Source organism: Leisingera sp. ANG59 (assembly GCF_013317235.1).
In the GTDB taxonomy this organism is placed as follows: Bacteria; Pseudomonadota; Alphaproteobacteria; order Rhodobacterales; family Rhodobacteraceae; genus Leisingera.
The window spans coordinates 37,797-58,924 of record NZ_WLCM01000027.1; the positions used below are offsets into that span (position 1 = coordinate 37,797).

The window sequence follows — 21,128 nt, forward strand, 5'->3', positions numbered from 1 at the left end:
ACATCCGTTGCATTTGGGCGTAAAGACAGCAAGCTTTGTTACAAAATAACATCGGATGCACTGCATGAGCCTGATGCCAACCATGATCGAACTTCTGGCCCGCGCCCGGGTCGATCTGCGCATGGGGCTGCCGGTTGTATTGTCCGACGGGAATGAAGCCGCGCTGGCAATTGCGGTGGAAGCGCTTTCTGAAACAAGGCTTTCGGACATGCGGGCGCTCGGGCCGCTGTCTCTGGCGCTCACCGCTCGCCGCGCGGATACACTGAAGGCACGGGTATATGACGAAGATACTGCCCGAGTACCAGTGCCGGTGTCTGAGGGCCTGAACTGGATTCAGGCCCTGGCGGATCCGGCCGATGACCTGAACACACCGATGAAGGGGCCGCTGTCCAGCCTGCGCGGCGGCAATGCGGACCTGCACAGGCTTGCCATCGCACTTGTAAAATCCGCCCGGATGCTGCCCTCTGCAGCGCTTGTGCCTCTCGCCGACCCATCCGCATTTGCAGCCTCCCATGGCCTGACTCTCATTTCACGCAGCGCGGCAGAACCGCTGCTGAGTGAAAGCTCACCGTTGCATCCGGTTGCAGCGGCCCGGCTGCCGATGACAGCCGCCGAAGCCGGGCGGCTGCACATCTACCGCCCGGAAGATGGTGCAGAAGAGCACTATGCAGTGGAAATCGGGCGCCCTGACCGCAGCAAACCGGTGCTCGCCCGGTTGCATTCCGCCTGTTTCACCGGCGACGTGCTGGGCTCGCTCAAATGCGACTGCGGGCCGCAGTTGCAGGGCGCTCTGGCGCAGATGGGAGCAGAGGGTGCAGGCGTTCTTCTGTACCTCAACCAGGAGGGCCGCGGTATCGGCCTTGCCAACAAGATGCGGGCCTATTCGCTGCAGGATCAGGGCTTTGACACCGTGGAAGCCAACCACCGGCTGGGGTTTGAGGACGACGAGCGGGACTTCCGCCTGGGCGCGGCGATTCTGCAGAAAATGGGTTTTTCGCAGGTGCGGCTGCTGACCAATAACCCCAACAAGATCGCGATGATGGAGAAGACCGGCATCCAAGTGGCTGAAAGGGTCCCGCTCAAAGTCGGTGAAAACACCCACAACCAGCATTATCTGGCTACAAAGGCCCGAAAGTCGGGGCACATGCTGTGATGACACCCTCGGATCTGGTCCTGACCCCGGCCGGCGTCCGGTTTATGGGCCGCCTGCTGCCCTGCACCATCGGAACAGGCGGGCTGTCCGGCGATAAGCGTGAAGGTGATGGAGCCACCCCGGTTGGCATTCACCGTATTGCAGGGATGCTCTACCGGCCGGACCGGCTGCGCCGCCCGGCGCCCTGGGCTGAGCCAATCGGGCCCCAGGACCTCTGGTCGGATGATGCAAGCCACAGCAGCTACAACCATCACATTCGGGCACCTTATGGTTTCAGCCATGAAAAGCTGCGCCGCGCAGATCCGCTTTATGACCTTGTGCTGATCACCGACTGGAATTGGCCCGACGCCATCCCCGGCAAGGGGTCCGCTATTTTCATCCACCAATGGCGGCGCCCCGGTTATCCCACCGAAGGCTGCCTTGCTTTTTCCAGATCAGACCTGCACTGGCTTGCCGGCAGAGTGCAGATTGGCACGCGGGTCATTGTTCCCGGACTGGCTGCAGCCTGACGCTGCCAAGGTCTTTTTGAAAAGACCTGGCAAAAACTATCAGAGGACTTTGCGCCTCAGTACGTGCGGTCGCCGAAAATTGCCGATCCGACCCGTACGTGGGTCGCGCCAAGGGCAATCGCCTTTTCGAAATCCCCACTCATTCCCATCGACAACCCTTGCAGGCCGTTGCGCTCGGCGATCTTGGCCAGCAGCGCGAAGTGCAGGCTGGGCTCTTCATCCACCGGCGGGATGCACATCACCCCCCTCACGGGCAGGTCCAGATTGCAGCACTGGGCAATGAAGGCATCCGCATCGGCCGGCATCACGCCTGCCTTCTGCTCCTCCTCACCGGTGTTCACTTGAACAAACAAGTCCGGGCATTTCCCCAGCTCCTGCGCCAGCCGGGCGATCGTATTGGCCAGCTTGGGGCGGTCTACCGAATGGATGCTGTCAAACAGCTCCATCGCCTGGCGCGCCTTGTTGGTTTGCAGGGGGCCGATCAGGTGCAGGTCAATCCCGTCAAACTGCTCAGCGAAATCCGGCCATTTTCCTGCCGCTTCCTGCACCTTGTTTTCGCCAAAGCAGCGGTGCCCTTCCTCCAGCACTGCCTCGACACGTTCATTCGGCTGCACCTTGGATACCGCAATCAGCTGCACGCTGCCCGGTGCGCGGCCAGCCTTGCTCTCGGCCTTGGCAATCCTGGATTTGATCTCTGCAAGCGGCATGGGTCCGGCCTCATCTCTGTTTCGCCGCAAAAAACACTGTTTGCCGGGAAATGTTAAGGGGCAAAAGAAAAGGGCGGGTCCCAAAGGAACCCGCCCCGAAAGTCACGCTAGGCGTGCTTCAGCTTAGAAGCTGAAGTGCAGACCTGCCTGCAGGGAGTTGTCGTTGGTGTCGGCTGCGGTGTTCACGTAGCCAGCAACGAAGGTCACGCCGCCGCCCAGATCATACTCGTAGTTGATGCCGAAGGAGGTGCCGTCGGTGCGGTCCATGCCAGTAACAACGTCGGTTTCGATGTCGGTGGAGTTCACCCATGCAACGATGTTCGAGGCTGCGCCGATTTCGGCTTCACCTGCCAGGGTCACAGAGTCAGCAGTTTCGGTGGTGCCGTAGGACAGGGTTGCACCGAACTGACCGAAGTCGCCGCCGATTGCAAAGAAGCCCATGCCGTCGCCGGAGCTCTCGGTGCTGCCGTCGGTCTTGGTTACAACTGCACCGTTGTCTTCGGACTGGTACGCGCCGGTCACGAAGTAGTCACCGAAGGAGTAGCTCACCATCACAGCAGTACGCTGCAGGCCGTCTGCGGAACCCAGAGTGGTGCCACCGTTCGACTGCGAGTAGGAGATGTGGCCGGAGAAGCCGCCTGCGGAGTAGAGTGCTTCAACACCGTTACGGCCAGCGCCTGCGGAGGTGAAGGTGTCCCAGTTGAAGTTGTTGCCGATGGCCAGGGAGTTGAAGCCCATGCCGTCGATGCCGGTGCCAACCGAGGTGGTGTTCAGGTACAGGCCCGGTGCGGAGTCGATCGCGCCCCAGATGTTGCCAACGTTCACACGCAGGCCGCCGTATGCGACGTGGAACTGCGGTGCGGACCATGCGGCCACGTTCGGAGTGCCGTCACGGCTTTCAGCCTGGGCACGGATACGGCCGCCAACGGTCACGCCGCCATCGGTTTCAGTCGACGCGTCGAACTGCAGACGCAGACGGCTGGTGATGTTGGTGTCGGAGGTGCCAGCAACTGCGTCGTTTGCTTCGTTCCAGTCCAGACCAAAGCGGCCGTAGCCGGACACTTTGACTTCTGCCGCGGCCATGCCTGCGGTGGCGATCAGCGCGGTGGTCGCGAAGAGAACCTTTTTCATGTTTTTCCCTCGGTTTTCTAATCCTATGCCCAAACCGGGGAATCCGGCGTGGGTATGCCAAGGGGTTTCGCTCTTTCACCCCCGTTTTGGCAAGGCTTGGGAAAGCCGGGCGAAACGATGCGGTTTCGGATGGTGCAGCTTTGCCACAGTCCGCCCCGCCCAAGCGCCGGAAACACCTCCGATCCGCAGGCCTTGAAGCGTCGGTGCCTTTAAATCCTCCGCAAGAGCAGAGTCATAGAGACCAAAGCCCTTGCTCCGCCAGCGCCGCTTGCGTTAGGTGTTCGCGCAGAAAATGGCTCCGGGAGCGGTTATGAAATACGGAAAGACCCTGCGGGTAACAGTGATTGGCGCAATCTGCCTCAGCCTTGCGGCCTGCGGCGGCCGGGGCGGCAAAGCACCTGCAAGCACTGCGCGCACAACCAGCCATAAGGAAGAAATCCAGGGCGAAGCGACCAAATCCTCCGTCTTTGACTTCCTGAATGCCAAGCCGGACCAGACCGTTCAGGTGAACCGCTATCTGTGGACCGCCAGCCTGGATGTGCTGAGCTTTCTTCCCGTTCAGTCTGTCGATCCCTTCACCGGGGTCATCGTGACCGGCTACGGCACCCCGCCCGGCGGCGGACGGTCGTACCGCGCCACCATTCACATCAAGGATCCGGCGCTTGATGCGCGTTCCCTGAATGTTGCGCTGCAGTCCAAGGGCGGCCCGGTCAGTGCAAGCACCACCCGCGCGGTCGAGGATGCGATTCTGTCCCGCGCGCGCCAGCTGCGCATTGCGGACGGCAAACTCTGACCCTGCGCCCTCTGGAATCGCCAGCCAAACCCCATTATCAGAAGCGCCGGGCCACCAGCCCGGCGTTTTCATGCAAAGGACCGCTCTGATGTCGCGTTACTCCGCCACGGAAATCGAAGCTAAATGGCAGGAAGCCTGGGACAAGGCCGGGATTTTCCAGGCCAAGCGCACCGGCGACAAGCCCAAATACTATGTGCTGGAGATGTTCCCCTATCCGTCGGGCAAGCTGCACATGGGCCATGTCCGGAACTACACCATGGGCGATGTGATCGCGCGCTACAAACTGTCGACCGGCCATAATGTGCTGCACCCGATGGGTTTTGACGCCTTCGGCATGCCGGCCGAAAATGCCGCTATGGCCTCGGGCGGACACCCCAAGGACTGGACCTATTCGAACATCGACACCATGGTCGAGCAGATGAAGCCGCTGGGCCTGTCGCTGGACTGGAGCCGGATGTTCGCCACCTGCGACCCGGAATATTACGGCCAGCAGCAGGCGCTGTTCCTGGACTTCCTGGAAAAGGGCTTGGTCTACCGCAAAAACGCAGTGGTGAACTGGGACCCCATCGACATGACCGTGCTGGCCAACGAACAGGTCGAGAACGGCCGCGGCTGGCGTTCGGGCGCGCTGGTGGAGCGGCGCGAGCTGACCCAGTGGTTCTTCAAAATCTCCGATTTTTCCGAGGAATTGCTGTCGGCGCTGGCCGGCTTGGAAAACTGGCCCGCCAAGGTCCGCCTGATGCAGGAGAACTGGATCGGCAAGTCCCGCGGCCTGCAGTTCGCCTTTGAACGCGCCGATGGCGGTGAGCCGATCGAGGTTTATACAACCCGTCCCGACACGCTGCTGGGCGCGTCCTTTGTCGGCATCTCTCCCGACCACCCGATTGCCAAGAAGCTGGAAGCCGAATCGGAAGAGGTTGCGGCATTTGTCGCTGAATGCCGCAAGGGCGGCACCACCGAGGAAGCCATCGAGACGGCTGAAAAGCTGGGCTATGACACCGGCATCCGCGTGAAGCACCCGCTGAACCCCGACTGGGAGCTGCCGGTCTGGATCGCCAATTTCATCCTGATGGACTACGGCACCGGCGCGATCTTTGCCTGCCCGGCGCATGACCAGCGCGATCTGGACTTCTGCCGCAAGTATGACCTGCCTGTCATCGACACTTTCTTTGCGCTGGACAATAATACACCTGTTGAAAATGAAGCCTTCGTTCCGCCGAAAACCGAAAAGGTCCGCTGGGTCAATCATTTTGCTGGCCTGAACGAGGCCACCGGCGAGGAAGCCATCGACGCCACCGTGGACTTTGCGGAAAAGGCTGGCTGGGGCCGGGGCGTCACCAAATACCGCCTGCGCGACTGGGGGCTCAGCCGCCAGCGCTACTGGGGCTGCCCGATTCCCGTGGTTCACTGCCAAGACTGCGGCGTGGTGCCGGAAAAGAAAGAAAACCTGCCGATCGAGCTGCCTTATGACGAAGGCGGCAAGCCGATCGACTTCTCTGTGCCGGGCAACCCGCTGGACCGCCACCCGACCTGGCGCAACTGCGCCTGCCCGTCCTGCGGCAAACCGGCCCTGCGCGAAACCGACACCATGGACACTTTCGTCGATTCGTCCTGGTACTTCGCTCGTTTCACCGCCCCGCGCACCGAAACCCCGACCGACATGGCCGAGGCGGAGTACTGGATGAACGTCGACCAGTATATCGGCGGCATCGAGCACGCGATTCTGCACCTGCTCTATTCGCGCTTCTTTGCCCGCGCGATGCAGATCTGCGGCCATCTGCCAGAGAAATCGATTGAGCCGTTTGATGCACTGTTCACCCAGGGCATGGTGACACACGCGATATACAAGACCACCGGCGACAACCACCGCCCGGTCTACCACTATCCCGAGGAAGTGGATCTGCGCGACGGTAAGGGCTTCCTTAAGGACGGCACCGAGGTGGAAATCATCCCCTCCGCCAAAATGTCCAAGTCCAAGAACAACGTGGTAGACCCGCTGCACATTATTTCGTCCTTCGGCGCCGACACTGCCCGCTGGTTCGTGCTGTCCGATTCGCCGCCAGAGCGTGACGTGGAATGGACCGCTGCCGGCGCGGAGGCGGCCTACAAACACCTGAACCGGGTCTGGAACCTGTGTGACCGCATTGGAGAGATGGACCCGGACGCGGCTGGTGAAGGTGATGAGGACCTTCTGCGCGAGATGCACAAGTGCATCCGCGACGTGACCCTGGGTGTAGATTCCTTCGGCTTCAACGCTGCAATTGCCAAGCTCTATGCCTTCACCAATACGCTCGCCAAGTCCAAGGCCAGCGCAAAGGTGCAGAAACAGGCGATCATGACCTTGGCGCAACTGATGTCCCCGATGACCCCGCATTTAGCGGAGGATATCTGGAACCATCAGGGCGGCGAAGGCCTGTGCGCGACTGCGCCCTGGCCAGTCGCGGACGAAACGATGCTGGTTGAGAACACCGTCACTCTGCCGATCCAGATCAACGGCAAGCGCCGCGGCGAAATCGAAGTCGCCAAGGATCTGGACAAAGCAGAGGTTGAAAAACTCGCTCTGGCGCACGAAGCTGTCCAGAAGGCGCTGAATGGCGGCGCCCCGAAAAAGGTAATCGTGGTTCCGGGCCGGATTGTGAATGTCGTTGCTTGATCACAGAACCCTGCTGCTGGCCTTGCCTCTGATGGCTGCGGCCTGCGGCTTCACACCGGTTTACGCTCCTGGTGGAACCGGGTCTGAGCTGCACGGCAGGATCGAAGTTCAAGACCCTGAAGAGATCAAGGGCGCCAGCGGGGCTGACGCCTATTTCCTGGTGCAGAACCTGGAGCAGCGCCTGGGCCGCGGCAGCAGCGCTGCCTATAAGCTGGACCTGACGCTCAGCACCCGGGAAGAAGGCCAAGCAATTACTGCGGACAACGAAATCACCCGCTATTCGGTAATCGGGACCGCAAATTTTTCGCTGACCCGGCTGTCTGACGGTAAGATTACATCCAGCGGCACTGTTCGGAACTTCTCCGGCTACTCTGCAACCGGCTCCACTGTAGAGACGCTGGCGGGTGAACGGGATGCGCATGAACGGCTGATGGTCGTTCTGGCGGACCAGATCACCGCACAGATTCTGGCAACCGCGGATCTCTCCGCTGCGGCTGAATGAAGCTCTCTCCGCGCGAAGCTGACGGCTATTTCGCCAAACCCGATCCGGGCAAGACCGGCATCCTGATCTACGGTGGCGACGCCATGCGCGTTTCTTTGAAACGCCAGCAGGTTTTGGCGGCTTTGCTCGGTCCCGGCGCCGAAGAAGAAATGAGGCTGACGCGCCTGCCCGGCGGTGACCTGCGCAAGGATCCGGCTCAGCTCTTGGATGCGGTCAAAGCGGTCGGGTTCTTTCCCGGTGTGAGGGCAGTTTTCGTCGAGGGTGCCAACGACACCGCAACGCCAGCCATCACCGTGGCGCTGGAGGAATGGCAGCCCGGTGACGCGCAGATTGTGGTCACCGCCGGACAGCTGAAAGCGTCCTCAAAACTGCGCAAGGCTTTTGAAGGCCACAGCAACGCCTATGCTGCGGGTATCTATGACGACCCGCCCTCGCGCGCCGAGATTGAACGCATACTGGGCGAGGCCGGCATCCGTGACGTTCCCGGCGACAGCATGTCGGCGCTGACCGATATCGCCAATGACATCGGCCCCGGCGACTTTTCCCGCATGATCGAAAAGCTGGCGCTTTACAAGCATGGTGACAACAGCCTGCTGTCTCTTGACGACATCGGCGCCGTTGCGCCGCAATCAACCGAGGCCGCTCTGGATGATGTGCTGAACGTTGTGGCTGAGGGCCGCAGCTCGGAAGTTGGCCCGCTCATCCGCCGCCTGCAGGCACAAGGCACCAACGCTGTGACGCTCTGCATTGGTGCGACCCGGCATTTTCGTACGCTTTACACCATCGCCTCTGCCTCCGGCGGCCCTGCCCAGGGCATCGGCCAGCTGCGCCCGCCGCTCTACGGCAAACGCCGCGACCGGATGCTGCGGCAGGCGCAGAATTGGGGCGCAAACCGGCTGGAAACTGCGCTGACGATCATCACCGACACCGATCTGGCGTTGCGCTCTGCCGGGCAGACAGCCCCGGCGCTGGCGCTGATGGAACGCGCGCTGATCCGTCTCGCCATGCTCAGCCGCGCCCGCTGAGCGGGCGACGTCCCGTCCAGCTTGATCCGCCCGCTCCTGGCGCCCATCATGGTGGCATATGAACAGGAGTATGAAGATGTATACGGTAACTGGCACCCCGCTGACCCGCACCTTCCGGGTGCTGTGGGCGCTTGAAGAGCTTGGGCAACCCTACGAGCTGAAACCGCATGGCCCCCGCAGCCCGGAAGTGCGGGCACTGAATGTCTCAGGCAAGGTGCCGGTACTACAGGCGGAAGGTGAAGCCATCACCGATTCGACCGCCATACTCACCTATCTTGCAGACAAGCACGGCGCGCTGACGGCCCCTGCGGGAACCATTGCCCGCGCCAAGCAGGACGCGATGACACATCTTCTGCTGGACGAGGTCGACGCTGTCCTTTGGGCCGCAGCCCGGCACAGCTTCATCCTGCCGGAGGAGCAGCGGGTGCCAGAGGTGAAAGGCAGCCTGAAATGGGAATTTTCCCACAACCTTGAGCGTCTTGAAGGCAGGATGGACGGTCCCTTCCTGCTGGGGGACAGCTTCACAATCGCCGATATCATCTGCACCCATTGCCTGAACTGGGCCCGCAGCGCCAAGTTCCCGGTCGATAGCGAGAAAATTCAGGACTACGGCAAGAGGATGCGGGAACGCCCGGCGTTTCAGCGGGTTGCAGAACTCGCCAAGTAATCCGCCGCCGCCCGCCCGGCCCAGCGCCCGGTGGCGAGGCAGGCGGTCAGCAGGTAGCCGCCCGTCGGCGCTTCCCAATCCAACATTTCCCCGGCGCAAAATGTTCCGGGTAGCTGTTTCAGCATCAAGTCTGCATTCAGCGCATCACGGCAGACACCGCCTGCAGTGGAGATCGCCTCATCCATCGGGCGCAGCCCTGCGTGGCTGACTGGCAGCGCCTTGATCAGCTGTGCAAGGGCCTGCGCATCCTGCGGCAGCGGGTGTCCGAACTCCTGCAGCAGCGCCATGGCTGCAGGAGCCAGTTTCAAGGTCTTACGCAAGTGGTTGGAGAAACTCGCCTTGCGGCGGGGGCGAGACATGCGCCGGGCAACCTCCCCCTCCTCCAGATCCGGCAGCAAATCCATATGCAGCGCAGCACCGTCCCGCACCGCAGAACAGATGGAGTAGATACCGCCGCCTTCCAGCCCGCGCCGGGAAATCACCGCTTCGCCGCGCGAAACCTGACTGCCCGCCCGCAGCGCAACTCCTTTGACCGGCTGGCCGAATAGCGGTGCCATATGGTTGGACCACTCCACCAGCAACCCGGCGTTGGCAGGTTTAAAGGGGGCAACATTCACCGCTCTTTCCTGCAACAGCGGTTTCCACACCCCATCCGACCCCAGCCGCGACCAGCTGGCACCGCCAAGCGCCAATACGGTGGTGTTCCGCTCAACCCGAACCAGCCCATCCGGTGTTTCAAAAACAAGAGCCGCGCCATCCCAGCCCGCCCAGCGCCAGCGGGTGCGCACATGCACGCCACACCCGTCCAAACGCCCCAGCCAGGCCCGCAAAAGCGGCGATGCCTTCATCACATTTGGAAACACCCGGCCGGTTGAACCGGTGAACAGCTCGCTGCCCAGCCCCTGCGCCCAGGCCTGAACCGCCTGCGCATCAAAGGCCCGGATCATCGGCGCCAGCCAGTCCGCGGCATCGCCGTAGCGGATGATGAGCTTCTCGAAGGGTTCGTCCTTGGTCAGGTTCAGGCCGGACTTGCCTGCCATCAGAAACTTGCGTGCCGCAGACGGCTTAGCTTCGGCCACCAAAACCCGGTGCCCGGCGCGGCCCAGTTCCTCGGCAGCCATCAGCCCGGCTGGCCCGGCTCCGATCACCACTGCGTCCCACGCCTCTGTCATACCATCCCCTTGCCAGCCCGCGGTGCGGGCGTGTCTAGTATCCGCACCAATCCAAATGAGGCCAGTGCATGTCTGATCCGGTCTGCCCGCTGTGCGGCCGCCCTATCCCAAAGGGCGCGCCGCCAAGCCTGCACCATCTGATCCCAAAACTGAAAGGAGGCAAGGGCGGACCAACCGTTCTGCTGCATGACATCTGCCATCGCGAGATTCACGCCACGCTGACAGAGGCGGAACTGGCCCGCGAATTCAGCACACCCGAAGCCCTGCAAGCCCACCCTCGCCTGGCGAAATTCATCGCCTGGGTACAGAAGCGCCCACCCGAGTTCCGCTCCCGCGTTCCCGGCAAGCGGCGCAAGCGCTAGCTGATCTCAAGCCCTATGTAGGCCGGACTGTCGCGCAGCTGCGCCCCGGGAATGTGTTGGAACTCCAGCGTTGTATAGGGCCGCCGCCACAGCCATTCGCGGTTCGCAACGGACTGCAGATCCGGGTCAGGAGGCGCTTCTTCGGTAAAGGCCAGGAAATGCAGGTCGAACCCGAACTCCGCCACGCCCTGAACCGACAGCAGTTTCATGTCGGCGCGCAGGGCAAGTTCAGCCGCGATGTCCCCGGTTCGCAAGGTGATCTGCCCGACATGCGCACCACCGCCCAGCGGTAGTGCCGGATCACCCGCGCCGTCTGGCCGGTTTCCAAGAAAATCATGCTGCAGCAGCTCGATCGAAAACCACTCAGGGTCATGCAGATGCGCCATATAGCCGATGTCGCGGAACTGGTGCGGCGCTGAAACCTCCACCCCTCTTTGACGCAGCTGCTCGCAGGCTAGGTCCAGATCGGGTAGGCAGATGCCAATTTTCCAATAACGCTGATCGCGGGTATGCGGTGCCCTTGTGCCACCGGGCAGCAGGATCAGATCCGCGTCCTCACCTCCATAGCCGGCACGCCAGGCGTCACCTTCCGCCCGTGTTTCCATGCCGAGCATTTCCGCATAGAAACCGGCCAGCCGCTCCGGATCCTCGACCTGGAGCTGAAGCCCGGATAGCCGCTTCACCGGCACATCCTCAGGATTCCTGCGGCGATCTCTCTCTTGGCCTCCAGCGAATGTCCAAGAAGATCACGGGCTGTGTCCATCAGCGCGTCCGTCTCCACAATCCGGTCCACGAGGCCATAATCATATGCTTCCTGCGCGGTGATCTTCTGCCCGGCCGCCAGGATCATCTTGGTGCGGGCCGGCCCGATCAGCGCGGCCATCCGGCCGGCGTCAGAAGGCTGCGGCAGATAACCGAGCTTCATGACCGGGTAGAAAAACTTGGCCGAAGGCACCGCAATGCGGATATCGCATGCCAGCACCATGCCATTGGCACCCCCTGCCAGTGTTCCGTTCAGCGCCGCCACCTTGAGGCAGGGAGCAGCGGCCATTGCCGCCGACAGCCGCTCCCACACCGGCGAGGTTGCTAGGCCCGCCCGCGCCTCATCCAGGTCCGCTCCGGCGCTGAACACCTTGCCGGTTCCGGTCAGGATCAGCCCGCGGGCCTCCTGCGCGCGTTCAGCGATTTCCGCCAGTTCCGTCAGCATCGCCTCTGTCAGCGAATTCGCCTTTTTGGGCCGGTTGATGGTGATGGTCCACAGGCCGTTTTCCGCGATGTCCAGTCCGATCATATCAGACCCACCCGCTGGCGGATGCTGTCCTCGCGCAAAGAGACTTCCTGACCTATGCAGTCATCCGCATCCGGCGTGCACATCCACAAAAGGGTCCGGGCCGGCCATTCGGCCGGAATATGGTCCTCCCATTCCAGCTCACTCACCGGGTTGATGCCGCTGGCCTTGATCTCGCGCTGCATCTGGGTCGCTACGGTTCCTGGCGACAGGCCCATGGCACGGATGCCGTTGCCACGTTCTTCCAAGTCGAGCGCAGATGTCAGCATCGCTGCGCCTGCCTTAGATGAGCAATAAGCGCTCCACCCTTCCAGCGGCCGGTGCGCGGCGCCGGAGCTGACGGTGATGATGGTCCCGCCGCCCGCCGGCTTCATCAGCGGCAGAGCGGCCCGCATCCCGTTGAATACGCCTTTTAGGTTGATGTCGATCAGCTTGCCCCATCCGTCAGGCGCCGCGTCCTCCAGCCGGGAAATCGGCTCGATCACACCCGCGTTGTTGATCAGGACGTCCAAGCTGCCGAATTCCTGATGCGCCTTGCCCAATGCGGCCTCCACGGAAGCGTAATCAGACACGTCGCAAGCAAATGTCAGCACATTCTTGCCGATCTCGCCCGCAAGGTCCTGCAGTGCAGCCGCACTTCTTGCCAGCAAGACCAAATTGGCGCCGGCGGCGGCAAATACACGGGCGGCATCCGCCCCGATCCCGCGGCTGGCTCCTGTAATTGCAACTGTTTTTCCGTTGAATTCCATGCCCGCAACCTCCAAGTGACTGATAACCCAAGTGGTAAAGCGGTTAGGGGGAACGGTCCAGCCCAAGGCCCCCTTGACGGCACCGCCCGCCGGGCCGACGATGTTTTCAATTATCTCTCAGAGAAAGGCTCTCTAATGTCCGTTATTCTTGCGCGCGGCGGTGCCGCGGCGGCAATTTTAGTTGTTTCCGCTCAAGGCGCCCTCGCCGATCTGAGCGCCCAGGACGTCTGGGCCGACTGGAAGGCGTATCTGACCAGCACCGGCTACACCGTCTCCGGAACTGAAGCTGTTTCAGGCAACACCCTGACCGTTTCCGATGTGTCCATGGCCATGCCGATCCCCGAAGAAGACGGCTCTGGCACCATCAGCTTTCCCGAAGTCCAGTTCGTTGAGAACGGCGACGGCACCGTCAACGTGCTGCTGCCTGCCGAATTCCCTATGGGCTTTGAATTCTCCGGCGACGGTGAGACCTTTGCGGGCAAGCTGATCTATTCCCACGACGGCTCCCCAATGAAGGTGGCAGGCGACGCTGAGGACATGAGCTATGACTACAGCTCCTCGAAAGTGACCTTGACGCTTGATGAGCTGTCCGCGGACGGCGAACCTGTGCCCGCGGAGGTGGCAAAAGTTCAGGTCGAGATGGACGACGTTGTCACCAAAAGCACCATGAAGGTCACGGAGGGGCGCAGCTACGACCAAACTATGACCGCCTCCAGCCTCAGCTATGACATGGGGTTCAATGATCCCGAAGGCGACGGCACCGGCGCATTCAAAGGCGCGCTGCAGGGCCTGAACTTCACCGGCACCGGCATCGTTCCCGAAGGGCTGGAGAGCCCTGACATGGCCGCGATGCTGGAAGCCGGCTTTGCTTTCGACGGCACCTTCACCTTCACCGGCGGCAACGGCTCGATATCCGGTGTCGACGGCAGCGAAAGCTTTGCCATGGAAAGCAGCTCCCAAGGCGGCTCATTCACTGTTTCGATGGACAAGCAGCACCTGACCTACGACGTGTCGCAGGTTGCAACCAATGTGAACATCTCCGGCTCCGAGATCCCGTTCCCGCTGGCGCTCAGCATGGCAGAAACCGGCTTCAAACTGATGATGCCGCTGGCAAAATCCGAGGAAGAGCAGGATTTCGCACTGGGCATCACCCTGCGGGATTTTGCGGTTCCGGAAATGCTGTGGGGGATGGTCGACCCGACCGGCCAGCTGCCGCATGACCCTGCCACCGTCATCCTGGACCTGGCCGGCAAGGGCAAGGTGCTGTTCGACCTGTTCGACCCGGAAGCCATGGAAGCCGTGGAAAAGGGTGAGGAACAACCGGGTGAGCTGAACGCGCTGACCGTGAAGCAGCTGCAGGTCTCTGCCGCAGGCGCCGAGCTGACCGGCACCGGCGACTTCACTTTCAACAATGATGACCTGACCAGCTTTGACGGCATGCCGGCACCGGCAGGCGAAGCCAACCTCAAACTGGTCGGCGCCAACACCCTGATCGACAAGCTGATCGGCATGGGCCTGATGTCCGATAGCGACGCCATGGGTGCGCGGATGATGATGGGCATGCTGGCGGTTCCGGGCGAAGGCGAGGACACCCTGACCTCCAAGATTGAAGTCACCGAAGACGGCCAGGTGCTCGCCAACGGCCAGCGCATCAAGTAACCGTCAGATCCTGGACGGGATCTGTAAAGGGGCTGCCGCGCGCAGCCCCTTTTTTACGGCCCGCACTTGCGGCACGCGGCTTCACTGGATAGCTCTTTTATAGAGCAGAACAGAAGGTGCCCATGACCCAGTCCCCCGAAGCGCTTTGCCACGCCCTGATCGACGCCGCCCGCAAGGCCGGGGCGGATGCAGCTGACGCCATGGCGGCCGAGGGGAGCTCTCTCAGCATCGAAGTCCGCGAAGGCAAACTGGAGCACGCGGAGCGCTCGGAAGGCACCGATCTGGGTCTGAGGGTGTTTGTCGGCAAGCGCCAGGCGCTGGTCTCCTCCTCCGACATGCGGCCCGAAACCATCTCAGCTATGGCCGAACGCGCCGTTGCCATGGCCAAAGAAGCGCCGGAAGACCCCTACGCGGGCCTCGCTGATCTGTCGCAGCTGGCGAAGGATTGGAACTTGGCCGCGCTGGAGCTTGAAGACCCAAGCGGCGAGCCCGAGCCAGCATCCCTGCAAGAGGACGCTCTGGCCGCCGAGGCTGCCTGCCACGCGGTGGACGGTATCACCCAAGTGCAATCCGCGGCCGCCGGATATGGCCGCCATGCGGTGCATCTGGCAGCCACCAACGGTTTTTCAGGAGGCTATCAACGCACTGGCCGGTCTCTGTCCTGCACCGGGATCGCGGGTACAGGCACCGGAATGGAGAGGGATCACGACGGCGATTCCCGCACATTCCAGGCCGACCTGCGCAGTGCTGAGGAAATTGGCCGCACCGCTGGTGAAAGGGCCGTGGCCCGGCTGGGCGCCCGCAAGCCCAAGACCGGCAGTTTCCCGGTCCTGTTCGACGAGCGGATTTCGTCTTCGCTGATCGGCCATCTGATGTCGGCAGCCAACGGCGCCGCGATCGCCCGTGGGTCTTCCTGGCTGAAGGATTCACTAGGACAGCAGGTGCTGCCCGAGGCGCTCTCAGTCATAGAGGACCCGCACCGGCCGCGGATTTCCGGCTCCCGTCCGTTCGACGGCGAGGGGCTGCCAACCCGGAAGCGCACTGTTGTCGGCAACGGCGTGCTGACCGGCTGGACGCTGGACCTTGCCTCTGCCCGCAAGCTGGGGCTGGAAAGCACCGGTAACGCCGCCCGCGGGATCGGCGGGGTGCCCTCGCCCTCGACCTGGAACATCGCGCTGACCCAAGGCGATGCCAGCCGCGAGGACCTGATCGCACAGATGGGAACTGGCCTGCTGGTCACCTCGATGATCGGCTCCACCATCAATCCGAACACCGGCGACTACTCTCGCGGTGCCTCCGGTTTCTGGGTCGAAAATGGCGAGATTGCCTATCCGGTCAACGAATGCACCATTGCAGGAAACCTGCACGGTATGCTGCGCCGCATTGTTCCGGCCAATGACGCCCGCACGCATCTGTCCACCGTAGTGCCCTCACTGCTGGTCGAAGGAATGACCCTTGCCGGCAACTGACCTTTCCCTGCTTGTAAAAGCGGCGGAACAGGCCGGAGACATCGCATGCCGCTACACTGGACCCGACGCAAGGCGCTGGGACAAGCCCGGCGGTGCGGGGCCGGTGACTGAAGCTGATCTGGCCGTCAACGCCATGCTTGAGGACATGCTGCAGCAGGCGCGGCCCGGCTATGGCTGGCTGTCGGAGGAGACCGAGGACAGCAGCGCTCGTTTGACGCGCGAACGGGTTTTCATCATCGACCCGATCGACGGCACCCGCAGCTTTGCCGAAGGCTCCCGCACCTGGGCGCATTCCATCGCCATTGCGGAAGCGGGCGAGGTCACGGCTGCGGTGATCTACCTGCCGCAGCGGGAACTGATGTATACAGCCGCCAAGGGACAGGGGGCGGCCTGCAATGGCAGCCCGATCAGGATTTCGGCCGCGACAGAGCTTGCCGCCACCGAAGTCCTGGCTGCCAAGCCCAATCTGCAGCCGCACCACTGGCACGGCGGCACACCGCCAGCCTTCATCCGCAGCTACCGGCCCTCGCTGGCTTACCGGCTGGCAAAAGTTGCCGACGGCCGGTTCGGCGCCATGCTGACGCTGCGCCCGAGCTGGGAGTGGGACATCGCCGCCGGCGATCTTCTGGTGCGCGAGGCGGGCGGTATTATCACGGACAGGTCAGGCAGCCTGCTACGCTTTAACAACCCGCACCCCCGCCTGAACGGAGTGGTTGCCGGAAACACCTGTCTGCACACGGCGCTGATAGCGGCGCTGGATCCGGACGGGCCTGGCATCGCTGGACATTGAACCCGCTGCATCTTATGCGGTCTGCGCTGCCTGCAAAGGCAAGGCACAAGTTTTTCACAGACAACACCGCATGTTGCAGCTACCTTTGGCCGGAAAAATCAAATTGAAACAGATGCAACGGCGAACCACAAATTCCAGCCGCCCCGCGGTGCTGCAACCCCGCCCTCCGGGGGAACTGCTCTGGGTGCACGCGTCCACACCGGAACGCTACCTTGCGCTTTGCGACATCGGACGCCGGCTCAAGGCCCTGCGCCCGGATCTATCCGTGCTGGCCAGCTGGGAGCCGGATTTGCATCTGACCGGCACTGTCGGCTGCGACATTCCGGTCGGCCCTCTGGCGGAGGACACCTTGGCAGAGGCCCGTGAATTCGTCGCACATTGGCAGCCCAATGCCTGCATCTGGACCGGCACGCCGGCCCGGCGGGTCATGCTGCGGCATCTCCGCGACCAGGGAACGGGTGTGCTTCTGGCCGACCTTCTGGACAACGAACTGCCGCACCGCACCAGCCGCTGGCTGCCGGATCAGCGACGCAGGATGCTGGACGGGCTGACTGGCATCCTGACGCCATCAAAAACGGTTCGCGATCGGCTGATCCGGCTGGGCTTCCCGGCTGAACGCCTCGAGGTGGCCGGAAAGCTGCGGGTATCGGCCATTCCGCCCGGCTGCAACGACGAGGAACTGGCAGCCGTGCAGCAATCCCTCGGCAGCCGCCCGGTCTGGCTGGCGGCCCATGTCAAACTTGATGAACTGCCCCGCATTCTGGATGCTCACCGGACCGCCCTGCGGCTGCTGCACCGGCTGCTACTGGTGGTCGCCCTGGACAATTTCGCGGATCTGCAGGCTGCCCGCAGCCTGCTGCAGAGCAGCGGGCTGTCTTTTGCCGATTGGGAAACCGGCGGCGAGCCGGAGGATTTCAACCAGGTTCTGCTCACCGGTGGCGAGGACCTTGGCCTCTGGTACCGCTTGTCACCAGTTGCCCTGATCGCCAGCAGCCTGGAGCAGGCAGCCCAGGGCCAGTCCCCGCTTGATGCCGCTGCCCTAGGATCTGCGCTGCTGCATGGTCCGGGCATCCACGCCCACCGGGAGCTATATGACAGGCTGAACAAGGCAGGCGCTGCGGTTCAGGTGCAGACACAAACCGAGATGTCAGACACCGTTGTTGCACTTTCGGCACCGGACAAGGCCGCCGAAATGGCCCTGGCCGGCTGGCAGTGCGTAACCGAAAGCGCCGCCACAACAGACACGCTTCTGGAAAAGGTCCAAACCCTACTGGACCAGCGCGAGGACAGCGATGCGGGCACCTGATTTCTGGCACAAGCCGCCCGGGGATTTCGATCTGCGGTCAGCCCTGCTGGCTCCGCTGGGCTGGGCCTATGCGCGCGCTACCGCCTCCCGGCTGGCCAAAGGCATCCCGCAGGCTTACGGCGTGCCGGTGATTTGCGTGGGCAACCTGAATGCCGGCGGCACCGGTAAAACGCCGACCGTGATCTGGCTGCTGGAGACCCTGCGCAGCCTCGGGCATGAGCCGCATGTGGTCACCCGCGGCTATGGCGGCACGCTGGAAGGACCGGTGCATGTGATGCCCGGCAGGCACAAAGCTGCGCAAACCGGCGACGAACCGCTGCTGCTGGCCGCCTTTGGCGAGGTCTGGGTCGCCAAGGACCGCGCTGCAGGCACCCGTGCCGCAGCAGACGCCGGAGCGACAGCGGTTGTGCTGGACGACGGCTTTCAGAACCCTGCAGTCGCTAAGGATCTGTCGCTGGTTGTGGTGGATGCGCAGCACGGGTTCGGCAATGGCCGCTGCCTGCCGGCCGGCCCGCTGCGCGAGCCGGTTGCCACCGGGCTGAAACGCGCTGGCGCAGTGCTGTCCTTGGGGCCGGAGCCCGCCCAAAAGGCATTCACAGACGCTTGGGGGGGGCAGCTGCTGGGATTGCCGCATTTCACCGGTGCGCTAGAGCCGCTGCGAACCGGGATGCCCTGGAACGGCATCCGGGTGCTGGCCTTTGCCGGTATTGGCCACCCGGAGAAATTCTTCGTCACGCTGCGCAGCCTCGGGGCAGAAATTACGCGGGCCGAAGCATTGGAAGACCACCAGCCGCTCACCCCGGCGCTCATGAACCGGCTGGAAAATGAGGCGAAGCTTCTGGGCGCGCAGTTGGTCACAACCGAGAAGGACGCCGTGCGGCTGCCGGACAGCTTCCGCTCCAAGGTGATCACCCTGCCGGTACGGTTGCAGATCGACGGCGCAGACGGCCTGAAAGCGCTGCTGCAAAAGGCGGCACCCTCACCGTAGAGCGGATTGCAACCACGCCATCAGGCGCGGCACCGCTTGAAAAAAGAAAAGCCCGGGAAAGTTCCCGGGCCTCCGCAAAATCTGCCAGCGGCGCTTAGCCTTCCAGTTCGGCGTCAATCAGCTTTTTAAAGTCCTCGTAAGACTGGTTCGAGATCTTTTCGCCATTCAGGATGAAGGACGGCGTCGACTCGATCCCGTGCTCGGTAGCGTTTTCCTGATACCATGCCACTAACGTCTGCGCCTTCTCACCATCCTGCAGGCAGGCTTCCAGCTGATCGTTTTCAATGCCCGCCAAGCGGCCGATCTTGCGCAGCTCGTCAATGATTTCCGATGCACCGCCGGCCCGCGCCCATTCCGACTGCCCCTTGTAGATCAGGTCGGAAATGCCAAAGAACTTCTCCGGCCCGCTGCAGCGCGCAATCATCGAGGCCCACAGCCCGTAACGGTCAAAATAGACCTCGCGGTAGGTGAACTTCACCTTGCCGGTGTCAATGTAATCCGCCTTCAGCTGCTTGAAGGTGTTGTTGTGGAAGTTCGCGCAGTGCGGGCAGGTGTAGGAGGCGTATTCGATCAGCGTGACCGGCGCATCCTCTGCCCCCAGGGTCATCTCGGTGATCGTCGAGGTGTCCACTTCGGTCTCCTGCGCAAATGCGGCGCCGACCAGCGGGTTTGCCGGCAGATTGCTTTGGCTGCCCAAACCCGACAGGGCATAACCGCCCGCGACCACCGCAACCGCGGCCAAGACACCAGACATCAAACGGGTCATTTGAACCCCTTTCCTTGCGTTTTCTGTTTTGTCAGCACATTGCGCCCCAGACGCTCCAGGGCGGCGCGCAAATCGTCATTTTCCACCCCTTCCGCTGCCTTGCTGGCCTCTGCCGCATCCTGCGGGTCCGGCTGCAGCGGCGCTTGCACTTTGGGGGCATATTTGAATTCCACGCGGCCGTCGGAAAATCCCGTCGGTGCCGTTTGCGTGATCCGCACCTTGGAAATGGCGTTAAAGCCATAGACCGCATTCACCCGCTCGCGCAGGCGTTCCTTTTGCATTTCCAGCATTGGCGCATTGGCCCCGGTGGTCAGAACCGTCAGCGTCGCGCCAAAGGAGCCCCGCCCGTAGCCGATGTTCACTGGACGCGCCATCGCAGCGATATCCGGCCCGGCAATCTCCTCCCAATGGGTGAGCAGGCGTGACACCGCGAATCCGCGGCTTTCCCCCGCTTTGCGGATCTGCTCGCTGAGGAGCTTGGAGGTCCGGGAGAACCCGCGTGTGGTGCTGCGCCTGAATGCCATGATCTAGGTTTTGCTCGACTGCCCGCCCTATTGTAAAGAGCGGTTATGCAAGCGCCAGCCAAACAGCCGCCCAAGGAATAACGAATGCGTGACTTGAAGAACGATTCCGCTGCGATGAGCGAAGAGTTGCTCGCGTGGTATGACGTTCATGCCCGTGTGATGCCCTGGCGGGTGGGTCCGGCAGACCGCGCCGCCGGCCTCCGCCCTGATCCTTACAGGGTATGGCTCAGCGAAGTGATGCTGCAGCAGACAACCGTGGCCGCCGTGCGCGAGTACTTTCTCCGCTTCACCAGCCGCTGGCCGACAGTTCTGGATCTGGCTGACGCAGAGGACGCTGACGTGATGAGCGAATGGGCCGGCCTTGGCTACTATGCCCGTGCCCGCAACCTGCTGAAATGCGCCCGCGCAGTGGCGCAGGATCACAGCGGCAGCTTCCCGGATAGCTATGAGGGCCTGCTGGAACTGCCTGGTATCGGCCCCTATACCGCTGCCGCCATCGCCTCCATCGCCTTCGACCGGCCTGAAACCGTGCTGGACGGCAATGTGGAGCGTGTGATGGCGCGGCTGCACGACATCCACAACCCGCTGCCTGGTGTAAAGCCTGAACTGAAAGAGCGCGCAGCAGAGCTGAGCCCGGCGCTGCGCCCCGGCGATTACGCCCAGGCGGTGATGGACTTGGGTGCCACCATATGCACCCCCCGCAACCCGGCCTGCGGTATCTGCCCCTGGCGCGGCCCCTGTGCAGCCCGTATTGCCGGAACTGCGGCCGAATTGCCCAAGAAGGCCCCCAAGAAGCCAAAACCCACCCGGCATGGCATTGTCTACCTTGCGGAATCCGCCGAAGGAACCTGGCTGCTGCAGCGGCGTCCGGACAAGGGGCTTCTGGGCGGCATGCTAGGCTGGCCCGGTTCAGAC

General features: G+C 62.7%; 22 protein-coding genes. 14 read left to right on the forward strand and 8 right to left on the reverse strand.

From position 1 onward, the window contains the following. Positions 1–64 precede the first annotated feature (64 nt). Both ribA and GKC28_RS18955 read left to right on the forward strand, forming a co-directional pair. On the forward strand, positions 65–1,153 hold the full coding sequence (ribA, locus tag GKC28_RS18950) for a GTP cyclohydrolase II (protein ID WP_174148561.1): 1,089 nt from the start codon (positions 65–67) through the stop codon (positions 1,151–1,153). Beyond that, positions 1,153–1,662 (forward strand): L,D-transpeptidase, encoded by a 510-nt coding sequence (locus GKC28_RS18955; RefSeq protein ID WP_174148562.1) that lies wholly within the window; start codon positions 1,153–1,155, stop codon positions 1,660–1,662. The genes ribA and GKC28_RS18955 overlap by 1 nt, the downstream gene beginning before the upstream one ends. Positions 1,663–1,718: 56 nt before the next feature. Here GKC28_RS18955 and GKC28_RS18960 read toward each other — a convergent pair whose 3' ends face one another. Both GKC28_RS18960 and GKC28_RS18965 read right to left on the reverse strand, forming a co-directional pair. Continuing rightward, on the reverse strand, positions 1,719–2,369 hold the full coding sequence (locus tag GKC28_RS18960; RefSeq protein WP_174148563.1) for a YggS family pyridoxal phosphate-dependent enzyme: 651 nt from the start codon (positions 2,367–2,369) through the stop codon (positions 1,719–1,721). Positions 2,370–2,492: 123 nt separating this feature from the next. After that, complete coding sequence (locus GKC28_RS18965) at positions 2,493–3,500, reverse strand: porin (protein ID WP_174148564.1); 1,008 nt, start codon at positions 3,498–3,500, stop codon at positions 2,493–2,495. Between the two features lie 310 nt (positions 3,501–3,810). On the opposite strand from GKC28_RS18965, the gene GKC28_RS18970 reads away from it, so the two are divergent. From GKC28_RS18970 to GKC28_RS18990, 5 genes are all read left to right on the forward strand, one after another. Next, the gene (locus tag GKC28_RS18970) at positions 3,811–4,293 is read left to right on the forward strand and encodes a DUF3576 domain-containing protein (protein ID WP_174148565.1); all 483 of its coding nucleotides are present in this window, start codon (positions 3,811–3,813) and stop codon (positions 4,291–4,293) included. 88 nt (positions 4,294–4,381) lie between these two features. Then, complete coding sequence (gene leuS / locus GKC28_RS18975; protein ID WP_174148566.1) at positions 4,382–6,946, forward strand: leucine--tRNA ligase; 2,565 nt, start codon at positions 4,382–4,384, stop codon at positions 6,944–6,946. Then, on the forward strand, positions 6,933–7,448 hold the full coding sequence (lptE, locus tag GKC28_RS18980; protein ID WP_174148567.1) for an LPS assembly lipoprotein LptE: 516 nt from the start codon (positions 6,933–6,935) through the stop codon (positions 7,446–7,448). Before leuS ends, lptE begins: the two co-directional genes overlap by 14 nt. Beyond that, on the forward strand, positions 7,445–8,473 hold the full coding sequence (gene holA, locus GKC28_RS18985; RefSeq protein ID WP_174148568.1) for a DNA polymerase III subunit delta: 1,029 nt from the start codon (positions 7,445–7,447) through the stop codon (positions 8,471–8,473). Before lptE ends, holA begins: the two co-directional genes overlap by 4 nt. A 76-nt stretch (positions 8,474–8,549) precedes the next feature. After that, on the forward strand, positions 8,550–9,140 hold the full coding sequence (locus tag GKC28_RS18990; protein ID WP_174148569.1) for a glutathione S-transferase family protein: 591 nt from the start codon (positions 8,550–8,552) through the stop codon (positions 9,138–9,140). Here GKC28_RS18990 and GKC28_RS18995 read toward each other — a convergent pair. Continuing rightward, a complete protein-coding gene (locus tag GKC28_RS18995) occupies positions 9,113–10,312 on the reverse strand; it encodes a TIGR03862 family flavoprotein (RefSeq protein ID WP_174148570.1) in 1,200 nt (399 codons plus the stop codon). The two genes, GKC28_RS18990 and GKC28_RS18995, sit on opposite strands and share 28 nt — an antisense overlap. Before the next feature lie 68 nt (positions 10,313–10,380). Between GKC28_RS18995 and GKC28_RS19000 the strand changes: the two genes are divergently transcribed. After that, positions 10,381–10,674 (forward strand): HNH endonuclease, encoded by a 294-nt coding sequence (locus GKC28_RS19000; protein ID WP_174148571.1) that lies wholly within the window; start codon positions 10,381–10,383, stop codon positions 10,672–10,674. Here the strand turns inward: GKC28_RS19000 and GKC28_RS19005 are convergent. Genes GKC28_RS19005 through GKC28_RS19015 form a run of 3 tightly spaced genes read right to left on the reverse strand, consistent with a single transcriptional unit; the run spans position 10,671 to position 12,711 of the window. Then, positions 10,671–11,357, reverse strand: a complete 687-nt coding sequence (locus GKC28_RS19005; RefSeq protein ID WP_368041148.1) for a VOC family protein — start codon at positions 11,355–11,357, stop codon at positions 10,671–10,673. The two genes, GKC28_RS19000 and GKC28_RS19005, sit on opposite strands and share 4 nt — an antisense overlap. After that, positions 11,354–11,965 (reverse strand): enoyl-CoA hydratase/isomerase family protein, encoded by a 612-nt coding sequence (locus GKC28_RS19010; RefSeq protein ID WP_174148573.1) that lies wholly within the window; start codon positions 11,963–11,965, stop codon positions 11,354–11,356. Before GKC28_RS19010 ends, GKC28_RS19005 begins: the two co-directional genes overlap by 4 nt. Then, the gene (locus GKC28_RS19015; RefSeq protein ID WP_174148574.1) at positions 11,962–12,711 is read right to left on the reverse strand and encodes an SDR family oxidoreductase; all 750 of its coding nucleotides are present in this window, start codon (positions 12,709–12,711) and stop codon (positions 11,962–11,964) included. Before GKC28_RS19015 ends, GKC28_RS19010 begins: the two co-directional genes overlap by 4 nt. 135 nt (positions 12,712–12,846) lie before the next feature. Between GKC28_RS19015 and GKC28_RS19020 the strand changes: the two genes are divergently transcribed. The 5 genes from GKC28_RS19020 to lpxK all read left to right on the forward strand — a co-directional run bounded on the left by GKC28_RS19020 (position 12,847) and on the right by lpxK (position 18,923). Further along, entirely contained in the window at positions 12,847–14,370 is a 1,524-nt protein-coding gene (locus GKC28_RS19020; RefSeq protein ID WP_174148575.1) for a DUF2125 domain-containing protein, read from the forward strand. 122 nt (positions 14,371–14,492) lie between these two features. Beyond that, positions 14,493–15,839 carry a TldD/PmbA family protein gene (locus GKC28_RS19025; protein ID WP_174148576.1) on the forward strand — a complete coding sequence of 449 codons (1,347 nt, stop codon included), beginning with the start codon at positions 14,493–14,495 and terminating at the stop codon, positions 15,837–15,839. Further along, positions 15,826–16,629 carry a 3'(2'),5'-bisphosphate nucleotidase CysQ gene (locus tag GKC28_RS19030; protein WP_174148577.1) on the forward strand — a complete coding sequence of 268 codons (804 nt, stop codon included), beginning with the start codon at positions 15,826–15,828 and terminating at the stop codon, positions 16,627–16,629. The genes GKC28_RS19025 and GKC28_RS19030 overlap by 14 nt, the downstream gene beginning before the upstream one ends. A 112-nt stretch (positions 16,630–16,741) precedes the next feature. Beyond that, the gene (locus tag GKC28_RS19035; RefSeq protein WP_174148584.1) at positions 16,742–17,935 is read left to right on the forward strand and encodes a 3-deoxy-D-manno-octulosonic acid transferase; all 1,194 of its coding nucleotides are present in this window, start codon (positions 16,742–16,744) and stop codon (positions 17,933–17,935) included. Then, positions 17,922–18,923, forward strand: coding sequence for a tetraacyldisaccharide 4'-kinase (gene lpxK / locus GKC28_RS19040; protein WP_174148578.1), 1,002 nt, complete (start codon positions 17,922–17,924; stop codon positions 18,921–18,923). The genes GKC28_RS19035 and lpxK overlap by 14 nt, the downstream gene beginning before the upstream one ends. Before the next feature lie 94 nt (positions 18,924–19,017). On the opposite strand, the gene GKC28_RS19045 is transcribed toward lpxK, so the two are convergent. Further along, positions 19,018–19,689, reverse strand: coding sequence for a DsbA family protein (locus GKC28_RS19045; RefSeq protein WP_174148579.1), 672 nt, complete (start codon positions 19,687–19,689; stop codon positions 19,018–19,020). After that, positions 19,686–20,213: a DUF721 domain-containing protein gene (locus tag GKC28_RS19050; protein WP_019297604.1), complete on the reverse strand. Its 528-nt coding sequence runs from the start codon at positions 20,211–20,213 to the stop codon at positions 19,686–19,688. Before GKC28_RS19050 ends, GKC28_RS19045 begins: the two co-directional genes overlap by 4 nt. Before the next feature lie 84 nt (positions 20,214–20,297). Between GKC28_RS19050 and GKC28_RS19055 the strand changes: the two genes are divergently transcribed. Beyond that, on the forward strand, positions 20,298–21,128 hold an 831-nt coding region (locus tag GKC28_RS19055), incomplete at its 3' end, for an A/G-specific adenine glycosylase (RefSeq protein ID WP_174148580.1).